Below are 17,002 nucleotides of genomic sequence, written 5' to 3' on the forward strand. Positions count from 1 at the left end.
TCGTCAATCGGTCGGCTCAGGGCTCAATCCCAATGCCGGCCTCCGGTTGGATCGTGCAGTGTGGCATCCAGAAAGCACTGGTGATTGTCGGCGATCCGGTGAATATCGTCCAACAGGTTTATGACAATATCTTCCAGTTCCTCTTCATCGGAAGAAGTAATGGTCAATTGGTAGTGCGTCCCCTCCTTATCGAGCCGCTGCATACGGAAGGGGCTGAGCCCGATTTCCTCGATCAGCCGGTGGGCCTTGGTCAATCCGCGTACCTGGCTACTGAAACGCGACAATGCCATATCCAGTTCGAGCACGGTTTCCCGCGCCGGCGGCGGAGGACAGACCCCATCCTCGACATAAGCGATTACAGCTGTAGGCGATGCCGACGCCGGCGAAGGCGGCGTGGCGGACAGGTCTTTCTCAATGCGCTGCTGTTGAAACGGGTCGGTCCCATCGATGTAGCGCATGGCGGATTTCACGTCCTTCCAGCCGACGTATTCCATCAGGGTTTTGACGTCCCAGCCGCTGCTGTTGGCCCAGTTGGCAAACCCTCGGCGTAAGGAGTGACTGCTGAAGGACTCGGGGGTGTTGAGTCCCGCCTGGCTGAATACGCTGCGCATCAGCTTGAGGAGACTGTTGATGTGCAGGCCAGTTTCACGTACACGCCCCCAGCGGTCGATACCACGGAACACCGGCCCACTCGACAACCCGGCCATCGTGACCCAGTTGTTGTAAGCGGCTACCGGGCAGAGTTGCGACAGCATTGGCACCTTGTAGGTGCGCCCTTGCAGCCTGCGGTCCCCCTTGCTCTGCGGGAGGTAGCAGGACATGCCTTGCTCACGAACAACCTCAACATGCTCGACTTGCAGTCGTACCAATTCATCGCCCCGGAATCCTCGCCAGAAACCGAGCAGCAGCATGGCTTTGTTGCGTGCATGACGTAGCACGCGCCCCGTGTCTTGGCGCTCGCTCGCCAGTTCAATGGCCCGGTCCAGCCAATTCACCACTTGGGTAAGGAGGTCAATCTGAAGCGGCGTGGCTTGCTTCTCTTGGGCAGGATGGAGTGCCTGGATACCCTTGAGCACCTTGCGTACTACTGGTGCTTTAGTAGGGTCGGGGAAACCCTGCGTGACATGCCACTGAGCAAGAGCAGCCAGGCGCTGGCGTAGCGTGGTGATCGCCAGTACCTCGGCATGATCGGCCAGATAACGAGCAATACTGTCAGCTGTCGCTGGCAAGAAGCCTCCCCATTCAACTTCGAAGTGCCGAATGGCGGTCAAATAACTACGCCGCGTATTTTCTCGGGTGGCTGCTGCGAGGTAGTCGTCAATTTTTTTCATGGAGACAAGCTATGCAATTGGGCTATTGTTTGAGGTGGCTTTACTTGAAAAGCAACCATTGAAGGCTCAATCATGCGCATAAAATCGGTCCTGATCCGCAATTTACGCTCCGTTTGGCCACCATCTCCGCGATGATGATGCGGATAGACCACCAGAATAGTCAGCAAAGCACAAGTTAACTGTCACATGTTCGGATAGGTCGGCCCTTCGCCACCTTGCGGGACTACCCATACGATATTTTGAGTCGGGTCTTTTATGTCGCAGGTCTTACAGTGCACGCAATTCTGGGCATTGATTTGTAGTCTCGGCTTGTTGCTGCTCTCGTCATGCAAAACCTCATAAACACCTGCCGGGCAGAAGCGCTGTTCCGGCGCAGCGTATTTGGCCAAATTGATGTTGATCGGTACCGAAGCGTCTTTCAGCTGTAGATGGCAGGGCTGGTCTTCTTCATGATTCGTGCTGGATAGGAAAACCGACGAAAGCCGATCGAAGGTGATAATGCCATCCGGCTTGGGATAGATAATCTTTGGGCATTCAGCTGCCGGCTTCAGCTTGGCGTGGTCCGGAGCTTTGTGGTGTAGGGTCCATGGCGCTTTGCCACGGAAGACGAGTTGGTCGATGCCGAACATGATCGAGCCGAGCTTGAGACCCTTTGCCATCCACGGCTTGAAGTTACGGGCCTTGTAGAGCTCATCGTACAGCCAGCTGTTTTTAAACAGCTCAGGATAGTCTGTTAAATCGTCACGCTGGCGCTCCTCTACCAGCGCTTTGAAGCAGGCCTCTGCGGCCAGAGAGCCGGTTTTGATTGCACAGTGTGAGCCTTTGATGCGGGCTGCGTTCAGGAAACCGGCGTCGTCTCCAACCAGTAGACCTCCAGGGAAAGTGAGTTTGGGCAGTGCTTGCAAGCCGCCCGCGACCAGGGCACGAGCACCATAGGCAATACGCTTGCCCCCTTCAAGGAATTTGCGGATTTTCGGATGTGTCTTATAGCGCTGGAATTCCTCGTAGGGGGAAAGGTGCGGGTTCTCGTAGCCGAGGCCAACGACGAAGCCAACAGCAACCTGATTATTCTCGAGATGATAAAGGAAACCGCCACCATAGGTATCAGACTGCATTGGCCAGCCGCCACTGTGAATGACCAAGCCTAGCTGATGCTTGTCTGGTTGGATTTCCCACAGCTCCTTGAGCCCAATTCCGTAGGTTTGCGGGTCGGCGCCAGCGTTGAGTTTGAACTTTTCGATCAGTTGCTTGCCCAGATGGCCTCGGCAGCCTTCGGCGAAGAAGGTATATTTACCATGCAATTCTATCCCGGGCTCAAAACTCGGACCTTCCGAGCCATCATGTGAACGCCCCATGTCGCCAGTGGCGACTCCCATAACAGCACCGTTTTCATCGAACAGAACTTCGGCACCAGCAAAGCCAGGGTAGATGTCGACACCCAATGCCTCGGCTTGTTCGCCTAGCCAGCGGCAGACGTTACCCAGGGAAATGACGTAGTTGCCTTCATTATGAAAACAGTCCGGCAGCAGACTGTTTGGTACCTTGGTGGCGCCGGTTTCTGACAGGATGAAGAAGCGATCTTCGGAAACGGGGGCTTTAAGAGGGGCACCATCCGTCTGCCAGTAGGGCAGCAGTTCGGTCAGGGCCCGCGGATCCATGACGGCTCCGGATAAGATATGGGCGCCAATTTCGGCCCCTTTTTCGATCAGGCAGACAGACAGGTCGTTGCCTTTTTCCGCAGCCAATTGCTTCAGTCGAATCGCCGAGGCGAGGCCGGCTGGGCCTCCTCCAACGATAACGACGTCAAATTCCATGAATTCGCGTTGCATATAAATCTGCTTAAAAAAGTGTGGGGGGAGATTACTCCCACCCCCAAAGGGACCACGGAGAAGAAGGTACGGAGGCCTAGGTCACATCAGTTGAATGCCGAAGTTAGCTTCGGCATGATTTCGAATAAATCTCCAACAAGTCCGTAATCGGCCACCTGGAAGATCGGGGCATCCGGATCCTTATTGATGGCAACGATAACCTTGGAGTCCTTCATGCCGGCCAAGTGTTGGATGGCACCGGAAATGCCGATGGCGATGTACAACTGAGGGGCAACGATTTTGCCAGTCTGACCAACTTGATAATCGTTTGGTACGAAGCCAGCGTCGACTGCTGCGCGCGAGGCACCAAGGGCGGCGCCGAGCTTGTCCGCAAGCGGTTCGAGCAGCTTGTGATAGTTCTCGCCGTTGCCGAGACCGCGACCACCGGACACGATAATCTTGGCTGCGCCAAGTTCAGGACGTTCGGACTCGGTCAGTTCTCTGTTCTGGAGCAGGGATTGTGCGGTATCGGCCGTGGCAGCAATGGTCCCGACGCTAGCGGTGCCGCCGCTAGTAACGGCGTCGAATGCGGTGGTGCGAACGGTGATGACCTTAACCGGATCAGTACTTTTGACTGTGGCCAAGACGTTGCCGGCGTAGATCGGACGGACAAAGGTGTCTGTGCCCTCGACAGCGATGATGTCGGAGATCTGGGCGACGTCGAGCAAGGCGGCAACGCGCGGCAGCAGATTCTTGCCGAAGGTGGTAGCTGGGGCCAGGATGTGACTGTAATTTTCAGCGTTGGCCACAATCAGAGAGGTCAGGTTCTCTGCGGTTTGTGCTTCGTAGTGTGCCGCGTCGGCAAACTTTACCTTCACCACCCCTTGCAGGCAAGCCGCCTGCTGGGCGACGGCGGCACAATTGGCGCCTGCAACCAGGACGTGGATTTCGCCCCTGAGCTTCTGAGCTGCAGTAACGGTGTTGAGTGTGGCGGCCTTGAGGGAGGTGTTGTCGTGTTCGGCAATGACGAGAATGGTCATGATAATTTTCCCTCAGATCACTTTGGCTTCGTTCTTGAGCTTGCTCAGTAGCTCAGCAACATTGGCAACCAGAACACCGGCGCTTCTCTTGGGTGGCTCCGAAACCTTGAGGGTGGCCAGACGTGGGGTAACGTCAACGCCGAGCTCCGTTGGTGTCACGGTATCAACGGGTTTCTTTTTGGCCTTCATGATGTTCGGCAGCGTGGCGTAGCGTGGTTCGTTCAGGCGCAGGTCGGTAGTGACGACGGCAGGAAGACCGACTGCCAAGGTTTCCAGACCACCATCAATTTCACGAGTAACGATCGCTTTGCCGTTATCGATCACGATCTTGGAGGCAAAGGTCGCTTGTGGCCAGTTCTGCAGGGCAGCCAGCATCTGACCGGTTTGGTTCGCGTCGTCATCAATGGCCTGTTTGCCGCAGATGACCAGTTGTGGCTGTTCCTTATCACACAATGCCTTGAGCAACTTGGCAACGGCTAGTGGCTGGAGGTCGGCGTCAGTTTGGACCAGGATGCCGCGATCGGCACCAATGGCCATGGCGGTACGGAGGGTTTCCACGCAGTCGGAGACGCCGCAGGATACGGCAACGACCTCGGTTGCAACCCCTGATTCCTTCAGGCGAACCGCTTCCTCGACGGCGATTTCGTCAAACGGATTCATGCTCATCTTGACGTTGGCTAGGTCAACACCCGAACCATCCGCCTTGATGCGGACCTTGACGTTGTAATCGGTAACTCGTTTGATCGGTACGAATATCTTCATGATGGGATTTCCATTAACGGTTGGCGTCTCGGATCATGTTGCGGGCGATCACCAGTTGTTGAACCTGAGTTGTGCCTTCGTAAATCCGGAAGAGACGAACGTCACGATAGAAACGCTCGATGGCATAGTCGGAGACATAGCCTGCGCCACCATGAATTTGTACGGCCCGATCTGCAACGCGACCGCACATTTCGGATGCAAACATCTTGCAGCAGGAGGCTTCGGTCGAGATGTCCTCTTTGTTGTCGCGGCGACGCGCAGCATCAAGAATCATTGAACGTGCCGCGTAAATTTCGGCCTTGCTGTCGGCGAGCATGGCTTGGATCAATTGGAATTCGGCGATGGGTTTGCCAAACTGCTCGCGTTCCATCGCATAACGTAGAGCATCCTCAAGCATGCGCTCGGCAGCGCCGACGCAAATTGCCGCAATGTGCAATCGTCCCTTGTCGAGTACCTTCATTGCAGTCTTGAAGCCAACACCTTCCTTGTCGCCGATGATATTGGCAGCCGGTACGCGGCAGTTATCGAACATAACGTCGCAGGTGTGGGCGCCTTTCTGGCCCATCTTGTGGTCGCGCTTGCCCAACGACAGGCCAGGTGTGCCCTTTTCGACGATGAAGGCGGAAATGCCGGCAGCTCCCTTGATATCCGGGTTGGTACGGGCCATCACGGTATAGATGCCGGCCTCCGGGGCATTGGTGATGAAGCGCTTGGTACCGTTCAGGACATAGAAGTCACCGTCGCGTACTGCAGAAGTGCGCAGCGATGCGGCATCGGAGCCAGAACCTGGCTCGGTGAGCGCAAACGAGGCTATCAGCTCGCCCGAAGCCAATTTCGGCAGGTAATAATTTTTCTGTTCTTCAGTGCCATCGACGATCAGCCCCTGCGAGCCAATGCCGTTGTTGGTACCGATCAACGAACGGAAGGCCGGAGATGTTTTTGCAATTTCAAACGCTACCAGGACCTCCTCTTCCATGGTTAGCCCAAGGCCGCCGTATTCCTCTGGAACGCATAGGCCGAAGAGGCCCAGTTCGCGCATTTCGGCAACGATATCGGCCGGAATTTCGTCGGTTTCGGCGACGATGTTTTCGGCGGGCATCAGGCGTTCCCGCACGAAGCGGGATAGGGTATCCAGAAGTAGGGTGAGGGTTTCCTGGTCGCGAATCATCTGTGTCTCCAAAAATTTCAAGTTCGGCCCATGATGCTGCCGACACGTTTTACAAGGCTTACCAGCTTGGGCCCGATGTCGCTCTCGAGCTTTTCGCGGGAAAGGATGAATGCTGGGCCGCCGCAGTTGAAGGCCATCATTGAGCCATCAGGAGCATGGAAGGGCACACCTACTCGACGTAGTCACGGAGTCCTTGCTCGATGTCCGCCTTGATCCGGGGCCCTGTCTGTTCGTCAAGCAGTCGAATCTGATCCATCAGTTAAAGTTGCGCTCGAATTCCGGAAGACCGGCCACATAGGCTCGCCCTATCGAAGTTGCAGCAAGGGCCAGGCGGGCACCCACTGCGTCTTGCAGCGTACTGGGCGCTGAACGGCGGATCGTTTCGACAGAAACCATGCTTAGTCTGTCGCGGATGCCGATCGACGCCGAAGCCCTGGAATACTCAGCTCTCCTTGTTGCAGGTTTTTGATGTAGCCGGGGGTGGGTTGGAACGAATCCTGTCATAGCCTCTTTCTCTGTGTCAATAGTTTTCGAAATAGCGGTTCGCATGGCGAAACTGCGTGCCCATTGGTTACTTGCCAAGTGTGTGTCTCTTTATACAGGCTGTTTGTTTGTGATAATTTCTCGAAAGATCACAATCTATCGCCTCTTTACAATTCATTGCTCTTCCATTATCGTGTCGGAATAGTTTGTTTAATGAAACTATATTTCGCTGTACGAAACATTGAGACGGGGCGGTATACGCTACTGGTTTTGTCGTTATTTGGCTAAATCACCCCGTGATCAGGTAAAGAGTGTGTGCTGTCAGTTAGCTGAACATTTCGACCTTCTGGGCCACGACCCAAACACAGGACGTTGATCCATGAACACGGATTTCCCGATGTCGGCTTTGCTTGGCGTTGTTGGCACCGGCCTGATGGGCCGCGGTATCGCCCAGATCGCTGCCCAAGACGAGGTATTCCCGTCATCCTGCACGACAGTCGACCGGGCGGTGCACAGGAGGCGAAGGACGCCATCGTTGCCACCCTGGAAACCTTGGTGGGCAAGGGCAAGCTGATGGCAGATGCAGTTGGGGCGAGTGTAGCCAGTCTCTGCGTGGCCGAGTCGCTGGCCGACCTAGCACCGTGTACCGTGGTCGTCGAAGCTATCGTCGAAAAATTGAGGAGCAAGTGCGAGCTGTTCCAGCAGTTGGAGGCGGTGGTCAGCACCAAGTGCATCCTCGCGACCAACACGTCATCGTTGTCGGTGACAGCGATTGCTGTGTCATGTGCTCATCCTGGCCGGGTCGCCGACTTTCATTTCTTCAGTCCAGTACCGTTGATGAAGATCGTCGAAGTCATCGTCGGTCCGCTAACTAATGACGATATCGCCGATGCCCTGATCGATATCGCCCGCCAGATGGGGCATACCCCCGTACGGGCCAGCGACACCTCGGGCTTCATAATCAACTATGCTGGCTGCGGGTACCTGACTGAACCTCTGCGCCTCCTCAGTGAAACGCCCTGTGCTGCTAAGCCTTTCCCTGTTGACTACCGATAACTGACCTTTTGCTCTAGGACAAAAATATGCTTGATGCCTATCTCTATGCCGGCCTGCGTACTCCTTTTGGTCGCCAGGCAGGTGCCCTTGCCACGGTTCGTCCCGATGACCTGATCGCCAGCGTCATTCGCAAGCTCGTCGCCGACTCGCCCTTCGCAGCCGAACAGATCGAAGACATCGTTCTTGGCTGCGCCTGCCAAGCAGGCGAAGACAGCCGGAACATTGCCCGTCATGCCGCACTGCTTGCCGGTCTGCCGGCTAGCATTCCAGGCCAGACGGTAAATCGCCTGTGTTCGAGCGGCCTTGCCGCCGTGCTTGATGCCGCCCGCGCCGTAAGTTGCGGTGAAGGCGAGCTCTATATCGCCGGTGGTGTCGAGAGCATGAGCCGTGCCCCCTTTGTCGTTGCCAAGAGCGAAAGTGCCTTCAGTCGGGACTTCAAGGTTTTCGACTCGGCCATCGGCGCTCGCTTTCCCAATCCGCGCATCACCAAGCAGTACGGTGGCGATACCATGCCGGAAACGGCTGACAACGTCGCCAGCGACTTGGGGCTCACCCGCGAGGATAGCGACCGTTTTGCCGCTGCCTCGCAGGCCAAATTCGCCGCCGCCCAGGCCAGTGGCTTCCTGGCCGGTGAAATCATGTCGGTAGAAGTGTCGACCGGTCGCAAGGCGCCGCCGCGTATCGTTTCCGAAGATGAGCATCCGCGCCCTGAAAGCACCTTTGAATCGTTAGGTAAGCTGAAGGCCTTGTTTGAGGGCGGCGTTACCACCGCTGGCAATGCTTCCGGTGTTAATGACGGAGCAGTCGCCATGTTCATTGGCAACAAGGCTGTCGGTGAAAGGGCCGGCATCAAGCCGATGGCCCGTATCCTTGCTGGTGCCGTTGCTGGGGTCGAGCCGCGCATCATGGGTATCGGCCCTGCCTATGCCATTCCCAAGGCGCTGGCCCGCGCTGGCTTGACTCTGGCGGACATGGACATTATCGAGATCAATGAAGCCTTCTCGGCCCAGGTGCTCGGTTGCCTGAAGCTGCTGAACGTCGCTTTTGATGACCCGCGCGTCAATCCCAACGGCGGCGCCATTGCAGTGGGTCACCCGCTCGGCGCTTCCGGTGCCCGCCTGGCGTTGACTGCTGCCCGCGAACTGGAACGCCGCAATGGCCGTTATGCCGTTCTCAGTCTGTGCATTGGCGTCGGCCAAGGCCTAGCTGTCGTCATCGAACGCTTGTAATCAAGGAAATATCATGTCCGGAGCACTTTCCCATATTCGCGTTCTTGACCTCTCGCGTGTCCTCGCTGGTCCATGGGCTAGCCAGACGCTGGCCGACATGGGGGCTGAAGTCATCAAAATAGAACGTCCCGGCAGTGGTGACGATACTCGGGGATGGGGCCCTCCCTACCTGAAGGATCTGGTAAGCAATGACACTAGGGAAGCAGCCTATTATCTGGCTGCAAATCGTGGCAAGCAGTCCGTGACACTCAACATCTCAAAGCCAGAAGGCCAAGAGGTGATCCGTCGGCTAGTCAAGGAATGCGATGTTTTCATTGAGAACTACAAGGTGGGTGACATGGCGCGCTACGGCTTGTCTTATGATGAGCTGAAGAAGATCAATCCGCGCCTGATCTACTGCTCTATCACCGGTTTTGGCCAGACCGGGCCAATGGCCCACTTGCCTGGCTACGACTTCATCATCCAGGGTATCGGCGGTCTGATGAGCATCACCGGCGAGCGCGACGATCTGCCCGGCGGCGGCCCACAGAAGGTAGGCGTGGCGGTGGCCGACATCATGACCGGCCTCTACACGACCATCGGTATCCTCGGCGCGCTGGCCTATCGTAACCAGACAGGTGAAGGTCAATATGTGGACATGGCCCTGCTTGATGTCCAGGTGGCGACGATGGCCAATATGAACATGAATTACTTATGTTCGGGCAAAGTCCCTCATCGCCAGGGCAATGCCCACGCCAACATTGTGCCTTACCAGGTGTTCGATGCGAAGGATGGCGAACTAATCATCGCAGCCGGTAATGACAGCCAGTTCGCCAAATTGTGTGAGGTGATTGGTTGCCCGGAAATGGCTGCCGACGAGCTCTACGCTACCAACGCCAACCGGGTTCGCAATCGTGAAGTGTTGATTCCGCTCTTGCAGGAAATCTTATCCAGGCGGCGTGTTGCCGAATGGATCGCCCTTATTGAACCGGAGGGCGTGCCTTGTGGCCCTATCAATAATATTGGGCAGGTTTTCGAGCACCCGCAGGTACGTCATCGTGGTATGCGGATTGATCTGCCTCATCCAGTCGCTGGCAGCACGCCGTCGGTGGCCAACCCAATCAAGTTCTCTGGGACACCAATCGAATATACGAAGGCTCCGCCAACCTTGGGTCAACACACTAAACATGTCCTGTCGAGTATTGGGGGGCTCTCTGAATCTGAGATTCGCCAATTGATTGAAAAAGGAATTATTTGACCTATAGAGCAAGCAGAAATTTCTGCGGGTCATACGTTGATGGCGAGGAAGCTGCGGCCTAGGGGATCGATGGCAGGGAAAGCGTTATGTGGGGCGATGCTGAGAGTCGAGAGTGATCAGGCTGTACAGTATCGTTCCTCATCTCTGATTGATCACGCTCGGCCGAGGTTGGGGCCGTACTCAGGGCTCCAAACAGTGTCGAGTAAGTGCAGAGCTGTCCTCTGCGCCACACTAGCAGATTGGATCTAGTGTGGTGCGCCGATTTGTTCTGCACTTATCGCCCCACGCGTGCGAGCGCGGTCTTGGCCCGGGTGACTTTGGCGAGGATGTCGGCAGCGCTGGCGGCCCAGATAAACGGCTTGGGGTCCGTGTTGTGATTCTCAATGTACTGCGCAATGGCTTGCTCGAGATCGGCCACACTGGTGAAACTGTCGCGCTTGATTCGGTTCTCGGAGATGTCGCGGAAGAATCGCTCGACCATGTTCAACCACGAAGCGCTGGTGGGCGTGAAGTGCATGACGAAGCGCGGGTGCTTGGTCAGCCACCGCTGGACGTCGGGATGCTTGTGGGTGGCGTAGTTGTCCACGATCAGGTGCAACTGAAGGTGCTTGGGCGTCTTGCGATCGATCAGGCGCAGGAACTTTAGCCACTCCTCATGCCGATGGCGATCCTGGCACATCGAGATCACCGTGCCGTCCAGCGTGTTGAGTGCGGCAAACAGCGTGGTGGTGCCGTTGCGCTTGTAATCGTGTGTCACAGTGCCGGCGCGCCCGGGCTTCATTGGCAAGCCCGGCTGGGTGCGGTTGAGCGCCTGGATCTGGCTCTTCTCATCACAGCTGAGCACGATGGCGTGCTCGGGCGGATTGGGATATAGGCCCACGACGTCGATCAGCTTGTCCTCGAAGCGCGGATCGCGTGAGAGTTTGAAGGTGTCCTGCAGGTGCGGCTTTAGCCCGTTGCGCTGCCACACGCGGCGGATGGTAGTGGCGCTCAGGCCCAGGTGCGCACCCAGCGTGCGCGTGCTCCAGTGCGTAGCTGCGGCGGGCTTGTCGTGTAGCGTCGTGTGGACGATGCGTGATTCGATCTCCGGCGTCACGCTCGGGGTGCGCCCTGAGCGCGAGGCGTCTTGCAGCAGCGCCTTGATGCCCCCGTCCAGAAAGCGCCGGCGCCACAGCGCCACTTGCCGCCGATCGAGCTTGATCTCAGCGGCGATGTCCTTGTTCTGCCAGCCCCGGGCGGCTAGCAGAATCGCGCTGGCACGTTGCTGCACGCGGGCTTCGACGCGCCTGCGCTTGGACAGAATGCGCAACTCACGCTCGGCTTGCGCATCCAGTTCGATCTTGTCGGCAACTCGCATAGCTCTAGCCTCCTGGAACGTTCGAGTGTGCCCCGACAGATAAGTTCAATTAATTACGGCGCACTACGCTAGAAGGGGCTGCAGGGATTTGAGATCCGGATCATTGCTCTCTTAAGGCCCTGGAGTGGGGCGGAATGGCAGGCCGCCGTCACCCCATGGGATCAGCGAGCGGCGGTGCGAATATTGTTCACCATGTTGATCAGGTGGGGCCCGATATCGTCCTCGAGCTTCTCACGTGGCAGCTGAAAGCTCGGTCCGCCGCAGTTGAAGGCCAGCAACCCGTACTGCGGATGTAACATGGGTACGGCAACGGAATTCACGTCGCGATGCCATTCTCCGATCGACAGGCAATAGCCATAATCGGCGTAGTCCCTGAAGGCGCGCTCCAGCCCCTTGCGCACGGTTGGCCACTTTTCGCCTTCGCGTTGACGGATGTGCTCGAGTAGGAATTCGCGCTCGTTCTCAGGCATCGCCGCCAGGCATGCCCGACCCACAGAACTTTGGGCTAGTGGCAGGTAACTGCCGATTTGCCGGCGCATGGTCATGTTCCCCTGGCCCTGCACTACATCCAGATAGACCATCTGCAGACGATCACGAGCGGCCATGGCGACGGCGGCCTGAGCATAGTTGGCCAGTTCTTCCATCAGCGGGTGTGCGACGGAGCAAATCGACAGGTTCGACAACATCGCATAGCCGAAGCCGAGTACACCTACATCCAACTGGTACTTACCCGAGTGCACCTCGCGTTTCAGGCAGCCCACACGCATCAGCGTGTTGGTCAGGCGCGTCACGGTGGGCTTGGGCAGGCCGGTCTTGCGGGCCAGGTCCTGGTTACTGAGTACGCTTTCGTTTGGGTTGAAGCAGCGAAGCAATTCGAGTCCCCGGGCCAGTGCTGTGACGAACTGACCACTATTCTCTTCCTCACTCATTGCCGTTGCTGGATCGAGTAACCCCTTCTCCAGCAGCGCTAGTTCACTGCTGTCAGTGGTGATCCCTCTGTGGTCCGGGTCAGTCTTGTTTTGGTGCATGGTGGTGCATCTCTTTTGAAAAATTTAGAAAATAAAATATATTTTCGTATGGCGAAATTATAGCAATCTCAGGTGGTAGTGCCAATTTCGGCTCTGTTGCAAAGATTGGCGGCAGTCAGAGGTAGGCTGTCGCTCTGCGCCGATCAGGCGGCTGCTGCGAAATGGTGGTTGAGCATGCCCATGGCCTCCGTCAGCGCCGAGGGCCCAATGCCAAAAGCTCTCTCCACAAGGCGCACCTCGCCCCTGATGCCGGGCTGCAGGCACCAGGGGCGAGCCTGTCCTTTGCGCAGGGCTCGCATGACTTCGAATCCCTTGATCGTGGCATAGGCCGTGGGGATCGATTTGAAACCGCGCACCGGCTTGATCAGTATCTTGAGCTTTCCGTGATCGGCCTCGATCACGTTATTGAGATACTTCACCTGCCGGTGGGCCGTCTCCCGGTCCAGCTTTCCTTCGCGCTTCAATTCGGTGATCGCTGCACCATAGCTCGGCGCTTTGTCGGTATTGAGCGTGGCAGGCTTTTCCCAGTGCTTCAGGCCTCGCAGGGCCTTGCCCAGGAACCGCTTCGCTGCCTTGGCGCTGCGGGTCGGCGACAGGTAGAAATCGATCGTGTCGCCCCGCTTGTCGACTGCCCGGTACAGGTAGGTCCACTTGCCCCGCACCTTGACGTAGGTTTCATCCAGGCGCCAGCTCGGATCAAAGCCACGCCGCCAGAACCAGCGCAGCCGCTTCTCCATCTCCGGGGCGTAGCACTGGACCCAGCGATAGATCGTCGTATGGTCGACCGAAATGCCGCGTTCCGCCAGCATTTCCTCAAGGTCGCGATAGCTGATCGGGCTCTGTTGCAAAGATTGGCGGCAGTCAGAGGTAGGCTGTCGCTCTGCGCCGATCAGGCGGCTGCTGCGAAATGGTGGTTGAGCATGCCCATGGCCTCCGTCAGCGCCGAGGGCCCAATGCCAAAAGCTCTCTCCACAAGGCGCACCTCGCCCCTGATGCCGGGCTGCAGGCACCAGGGGCGAGCCTGTCCTTTGCGCAGGGCTCGCATGACTTCGAATCCCTTGATCGTGGCATAGGCCGTGGGGATCGATTTGAAACCGCGCACCGGCTTGATCAGTATCTTGAGCTTTCCGTGATCGGCCTCGATCACGTTATTGAGATACTTCACCTGCCGGTGGGCCGTCTCCCGGTCCAGCTTTCCTTCGCGCTTCAATTCGGTGATCGCTGCACCATAGCTCGGCGCTTTGTCGGTATTGAGCGTGGCAGGCTTTTCCCAGTGCTTCAGGCCTCGCAGGGCCTTGCCCAGGAACCGCTTCGCTGCCTTGGCGCTGCGGGTCGGCGACAGGTAGAAATCGATCGTGTCGCCCCGCTTGTCGACTGCCCGGTACAGGTAGGTCCACTTGCCCCGCACCTTGACGTAGGTTTCATCCAGGCGCCAGCTCGGATCAAAGCCACGCCGCCAGAACCAGCGCAGCCGCTTCTCCATCTCCGGGGCGTAGCACTGGACCCAGCGATAGATCGTCGTATGGTCGACCGAAATGCCGCGTTCCGCCAGCATTTCCTCAAGGTCGCGATAGCTGATCGGATAGCGACAATACCAGCGCACCGCCCACAGGATCACATCACCCTGGAAATGGCGCCACTTGAAATCCGTCATCGTTCCGTCCGTCCAATCTCCGCCAAGCATGCTCAAGCTTCACGATTTTTGCAACAGAGCCCACACGGTCACTTGACAATCTAGGACATATGCATAATATTTCGGCTGTCGGCGGTGTCGTCAGGGCATGCGCCGGAGCTGTCGCGGTAGGTTATTGTCCACGCGGCTTAGACCAGCAGAAGGAGCGCGACAGTGAGCAAGGTGGACCTTTGGCAGGATGCGACGGCCCAGGCCGAACTCGTGCGCTCGGGAGAGATAAGCCGGACCGAACTGCTGGAGGCGACGATCGCTCATGTCCAAGCTGTGAACCCAGAGATCAATGCCGTCATCATCCCGCTCTTTGAGAAGGCGCGGCGTGAGAGCGAGTTGGCCTCCGGGCCCTTCGCTGGCGTGCCCTATCTTCTGAAGGACCTCACCGTCGTGAGCCAAGGCGATATCAACACGTCCAGCATCAAAGGCATGAAAGAGTCCGGCTACAGAGCCGACCACGATGCCTATTTCGTGCAGCGGATGCGCGCGGCGGGGTTCGTTTTGCTCGGCAAAACGAATACACCGGAGATGGGCACGCAGGTAACGACGGAGCCCGAAGCGTGGGGCGCCACTCGGAACCCTTGGAACCTCGGACGGTCGGTTGGCGGATCCAGCGGCGGCTCAGGGGCTGCGGTAGCCGCGGCTCTGTCACCGGTTGCGCACGGCAATGACTCGGCAGGTTCCGTGCGCATACCTGCCAGCGTCTGCGGCGTCGTCGGCCTCAAGCCGACGCGTGGGCGGATATCCTCAGGCCCCTTGGTCACTGATTCAGACAACGTCGCAGGAACCGCCCATGAAGGCCTCTTTGCGCGAAGCGTGCGGGACATCGCGGCGTTACTGGACGTCGTCAGCGGCCATCGGGCGACACGTTCTGCGCACCGACAGCGTCACGGCCCTACGCCCAGGGCATAAGCGAGAATCCGGGCAGTCTCCGCGTGGGGGTCCTGACCCACAACCCCGTTGGCGACTTCGCTCTGGATCCGGAATGCGCCGCGGCGGCACGGGGCGCCGCTGCGGCGCTTGCCGCGCTCGGCCATGACGTGAACGACGCCTACCCAGAGGCGCTCGGCGATCGGTCCTTCCTCAAGGACTACTTGACGATTTGCGACGTCGCGATCGCGCGAGAGATCGAACGCAACGGAGAACTGATCGGTACCGCTGACGGAGGATGACGTTGAGTGGACCAGTTGGGAAATGGTCAAACGCGCAGACCAAGTCACGGGGCGCGCCTTCGCCGCGTGCGTGGACGAGCTTCGATACTACGCTGGGAAGGTGGAGCGTTGGTGGGAGGCGGGTTGGGACCTCCTGATCTTGCCGACTGTAACGCGTCAGACGCCGGAAATTGGGGAACTCATGCCCGCCAAGGGAACCGACTTGGAAGGGCGTCACACCGCCTTTATCTCGGGCAGTCTGCGGATGCTGGCCTTCACCGTTCCCTTCAACGTTTCGGGGCAGCTTATCTCCCTCCCCATCGGCATGTCTAGCGATGGGATGCCGATTGGGGTGCAGATCGTCGCGGCCTATGGACGCGAGGACCTCCTCCTTCAGGTGGCCGCGCAGTTGGAAGGGGCGCTGCCATGGGTCGCTCGGCGGCCCCAATTGCTGAACCCGTCGCGGAAGATCCCAGCGGCCTGATGCTTGCGGGAGATGGGGTCCGACAGATACGGGCCGGGCCCAGGTTTCGTCCCCAACTGGCACCCCACACCGCCTTAGTGAAGGTCCGCCTCGGGGACGCCCCACAGCCGGATTGAGGCCACTCTTTTCTGTGCTGGAACCCCGGCCTGTCGTCGCCTGCTTGTGAGCTCGCACCACGGTCGAGCTTAGCATCAGGTACTGAGTGTCTCAATCCTTCGTCAGTTCGTCGATCAGACGCTCCCACACCGCCGCCCACCGACTGAAGGGCTCTGTTGCAAAGATTGGCGGCAGTCAGAGGTAGGCTGTCGCTCTGCGCCGATCAGGCGGCTGCTGCGAAATGGTGGTTGAGCATGCCCATGGCCTCCGTCAGCGCCGAGGGCCCAATGCCAAAAGCTCTCTCCACAAGGCGCACCTCGCCCCTGATGCCGGGCTGCAGGCACCAGGGGCGAGCCTGTCCTTTGCGCAGGGCTCGCATGACTTCGAATCCCTTGATCGTGGCATAGGCCGTGGGGATCGATTTGAAACCGCGCACCGGCTTGATCAGTATCTTGAGCTTTCCGTGATCGGCCTCGATCACGTTATTGAGATACTTCACCTGCCGGTGGGCCGTCTCCCGGTCCAGCTTTCCTTCGCGCTTCAATTCGGTGATCGCTGCACCATAGCTCGGCGCTTTGTCGGTATTGAGCGTGGCAGGCTTTTCCCAGTGCTTCAGGCCTCGCAGGGCCTTGCCCAGGAACCGCTTCGCTGCCTTGGCGCTGCGGGTCGGCGACAGGTAGAAATCGATCGTGTCGCCCCGCTTGTCGACTGCCCGGTACAGGTAGGTCCACTTGCCCCGCACCTTGACGTAGGTTTCATCCAGGCGCCAGCTCGGATCAAAGCCACGCCGCCAGAACCAGCGCAGCCGCTTCTCCATCTCCGGGGCGTAGCACTGGACCCAGCGATAGATCGTCGTATGGTCGACCGAAATGCCGCGTTCCGCCAGCATTTCCTCAAGGTCGCGATAGCTGATCGGATAGCGACAATACCAGCGCACCGCCCACAGGATCACATCACCCTGGAAATGGCGCCACTTGAAATCCGTCATCGTTCCGTCCGTCCAATCTCCGCCAAGCATGCTCAAGCTTCACGATTTTTGCAACAGAGCCCACACGGTCACTTGACAATCTAGGACATATGCATAATAT

Annotated in this window: 15 protein-coding genes and 1 pseudogene; 6 read left to right on the forward strand and 10 right to left on the reverse strand. The window is 58.1% G+C overall.

Annotated elements, in window-relative coordinates:
• Positions 1-23: 23 nt before the first annotated feature.
• The 5 genes from JD971_RS07980 to JD971_RS08000 all read right to left on the reverse strand — a co-directional run bounded on the left by JD971_RS07980 (position 24) and on the right by JD971_RS08000 (position 6,109).
• Positions 24-1,331, reverse strand: coding sequence for a site-specific integrase (locus JD971_RS07980; protein ID WP_202087132.1), 1,308 nt, complete (start codon positions 1,329-1,331; stop codon positions 24-26).
• A 182-nt stretch (positions 1,332-1,513) separates the two neighbouring features.
• Entirely contained in the window at positions 1,514-3,145 is a 1,632-nt protein-coding gene (locus tag JD971_RS07985; protein WP_202087133.1) for an electron transfer flavoprotein-ubiquinone oxidoreductase, read from the reverse strand.
• Positions 3,146-3,246: 101 nt separating this feature from the next.
• Positions 3,247-4,179 carry an electron transfer flavoprotein subunit alpha/FixB family protein gene (locus JD971_RS07990; RefSeq protein WP_202087135.1) on the reverse strand — a complete coding sequence of 311 codons (933 nt, stop codon included), beginning with the start codon at positions 4,177-4,179 and terminating at the stop codon, positions 3,247-3,249.
• A gap of 12 nt (positions 4,180-4,191) precedes the next feature.
• On the reverse strand, positions 4,192-4,941 hold the full coding sequence (locus JD971_RS07995; RefSeq protein WP_202087136.1) for an electron transfer flavoprotein subunit beta/FixA family protein: 750 nt from the start codon (positions 4,939-4,941) through the stop codon (positions 4,192-4,194).
• Positions 4,942-4,954: 13 nt separating this feature from the next.
• Positions 4,955-6,109, reverse strand: coding sequence for an acyl-CoA dehydrogenase family protein (locus tag JD971_RS08000; protein ID WP_202087140.1), 1,155 nt, complete (start codon positions 6,107-6,109; stop codon positions 4,955-4,957).
• An 855-nt stretch (positions 6,110-6,964) separates the two neighbouring features.
• Between JD971_RS08000 and JD971_RS08005 the strand changes: the two genes are divergently transcribed.
• From JD971_RS08005 to JD971_RS08015, 3 genes are read left to right on the forward strand one after another with little or no spacing between them, the layout of a single operon-like run.
• Positions 6,965-7,648, forward strand: a complete 684-nt coding sequence (locus JD971_RS08005; protein WP_202087141.1) for a 3-hydroxyacyl-CoA dehydrogenase NAD-binding domain-containing protein — start codon at positions 6,965-6,967, stop codon at positions 7,646-7,648.
• A 26-nt stretch (positions 7,649-7,674) separates the two neighbouring features.
• On the forward strand, positions 7,675-8,877 hold the full coding sequence (locus tag JD971_RS08010) for a 3-oxoadipyl-CoA thiolase (protein WP_137788344.1): 1,203 nt from the start codon (positions 7,675-7,677) through the stop codon (positions 8,875-8,877).
• 13 nt (positions 8,878-8,890) lie between these two features.
• Positions 8,891-10,114 carry a CaiB/BaiF CoA-transferase family protein gene (locus tag JD971_RS08015; protein WP_202087142.1) on the forward strand — a complete coding sequence of 408 codons (1,224 nt, stop codon included), beginning with the start codon at positions 8,891-8,893 and terminating at the stop codon, positions 10,112-10,114.
• A gap of 274 nt (positions 10,115-10,388) precedes the next feature.
• Here JD971_RS08015 and JD971_RS08020 read toward each other — a convergent pair whose 3' ends face one another.
• The 4 genes and pseudogenes from JD971_RS08020 to JD971_RS08035 form a co-directional block, all read right to left on the reverse strand.
• The gene (locus tag JD971_RS08020; RefSeq protein WP_202087143.1) at positions 10,389-11,471 is read right to left on the reverse strand and encodes an IS630 family transposase; all 1,083 of its coding nucleotides are present in this window, start codon (positions 11,469-11,471) and stop codon (positions 10,389-10,391) included.
• Between the two features lie 161 nt (positions 11,472-11,632).
• A complete protein-coding gene (locus tag JD971_RS08025; RefSeq protein WP_202087144.1) occupies positions 11,633-12,499 on the reverse strand; it encodes an IclR family transcriptional regulator in 867 nt (288 codons plus the stop codon).
• Positions 12,500-12,642: 143 nt separating this feature from the next.
• Positions 12,643-13,332 (reverse strand): annotated as a pseudogene (locus tag JD971_RS08030) (IS6-like element IS6100 family transposase); the annotation flags it as partial.
• Positions 13,333-13,388: 56 nt separating this feature from the next.
• Positions 13,389-14,153 (reverse strand): IS6-like element IS6100 family transposase, encoded by a 765-nt coding sequence (locus tag JD971_RS08035; RefSeq protein ID WP_001389365.1) that lies wholly within the window; start codon positions 14,151-14,153, stop codon positions 13,389-13,391.
• A 192-nt stretch (positions 14,154-14,345) separates the two neighbouring features.
• On the opposite strand from JD971_RS08035, the gene JD971_RS16570 reads away from it, so the two are divergent.
• From JD971_RS16570 to JD971_RS16575, 3 genes are read left to right on the forward strand one after another with little or no spacing between them, the layout of a single operon-like run.
• A complete protein-coding gene (locus JD971_RS16570) occupies positions 14,346-15,095 on the forward strand; it encodes an amidase (protein ID WP_256435301.1) in 750 nt (249 codons plus the stop codon).
• Between the two features lie 23 nt (positions 15,096-15,118).
• Complete coding sequence (locus tag JD971_RS17130; protein WP_371809727.1) at positions 15,119-15,355, forward strand: hypothetical protein; 237 nt, start codon at positions 15,119-15,121, stop codon at positions 15,353-15,355.
• A 22-nt stretch (positions 15,356-15,377) separates the two neighbouring features.
• Positions 15,378-15,818: an amidase family protein gene (locus tag JD971_RS16575; protein WP_236672348.1), complete on the forward strand. Its 441-nt coding sequence runs from the start codon at positions 15,378-15,380 to the stop codon at positions 15,816-15,818.
• 319 nt (positions 15,819-16,137) lie between these two features.
• On the opposite strand, the gene JD971_RS08045 is transcribed toward JD971_RS16575, so the two are convergent.
• Positions 16,138-16,902 carry an IS6-like element IS6100 family transposase gene (locus JD971_RS08045; protein ID WP_001389365.1) on the reverse strand — a complete coding sequence of 255 codons (765 nt, stop codon included), beginning with the start codon at positions 16,900-16,902 and terminating at the stop codon, positions 16,138-16,140.
• Positions 16,903-17,002: the final 100 nt, after the last annotated feature.

Source organism: Croceicoccus sp. YJ47, assembly GCF_016745095.1.
Classification (GTDB): domain Bacteria; phylum Pseudomonadota; class Alphaproteobacteria; order Sphingomonadales; family Sphingomonadaceae; genus Croceicoccus.

What these genes read in the sequence shown, in the direction of transcription:
- JD971_RS08045 (WP_001389365.1), bottom strand. Translation starts at nt 16,902, where the DNA reads ATGACGGATTTCAAGTGGCGCCATTTCCAGGGTGATGTGATCCTGTGG.
- JD971_RS08010 (WP_137788344.1), top strand. Translation starts at nt 7,675, where the DNA reads ATGCTTGATGCCTATCTCTATGCCGGCCTGCGTACTCCTTTTGGTCGC.
- JD971_RS07995 (WP_202087136.1), bottom strand. Translation starts at nt 4,941, where the DNA reads ATGAAGATATTCGTACCGATCAAACGAGTTACCGATTACAACGTCAAG.
- JD971_RS08035 (WP_001389365.1), bottom strand. Translation starts at nt 14,153, where the DNA reads ATGACGGATTTCAAGTGGCGCCATTTCCAGGGTGATGTGATCCTGTGG.
- JD971_RS08025 (WP_202087144.1), bottom strand. Translation starts at nt 12,499, where the DNA reads ATGCACCAAAACAAGACTGACCCGGACCACAGAGGGATCACCACTGAC.
- JD971_RS07985 (WP_202087133.1), bottom strand. Translation starts at nt 3,145, where the DNA reads ATGGAATTTGACGTCGTTATCGTTGGAGGAGGCCCAGCCGGCCTCGCC.
- JD971_RS08020 (WP_202087143.1), bottom strand. Translation starts at nt 11,471, where the DNA reads ATGCGAGTTGCCGACAAGATCGAACTGGATGCGCAAGCCGAGCGTGAG.
- JD971_RS08015 (WP_202087142.1), top strand. Translation starts at nt 8,891, where the DNA reads ATGTCCGGAGCACTTTCCCATATTCGCGTTCTTGACCTCTCGCGTGTC.
- JD971_RS07980 (WP_202087132.1), bottom strand. Translation starts at nt 1,331, where the DNA reads ATGAAAAAAATTGACGACTACCTCGCAGCAGCCACCCGAGAAAATACG.
- JD971_RS07990 (WP_202087135.1), bottom strand. Translation starts at nt 4,179, where the DNA reads ATGACCATTCTCGTCATTGCCGAACACGACAACACCTCCCTCAAGGCC.
- JD971_RS08000 (WP_202087140.1), bottom strand. Translation starts at nt 6,109, where the DNA reads ATGATTCGCGACCAGGAAACCCTCACCCTACTTCTGGATACCCTATCC.
- JD971_RS16575 (WP_236672348.1), top strand. Translation starts at nt 15,378, where the DNA reads ATGGTCAAACGCGCAGACCAAGTCACGGGGCGCGCCTTCGCCGCGTGC.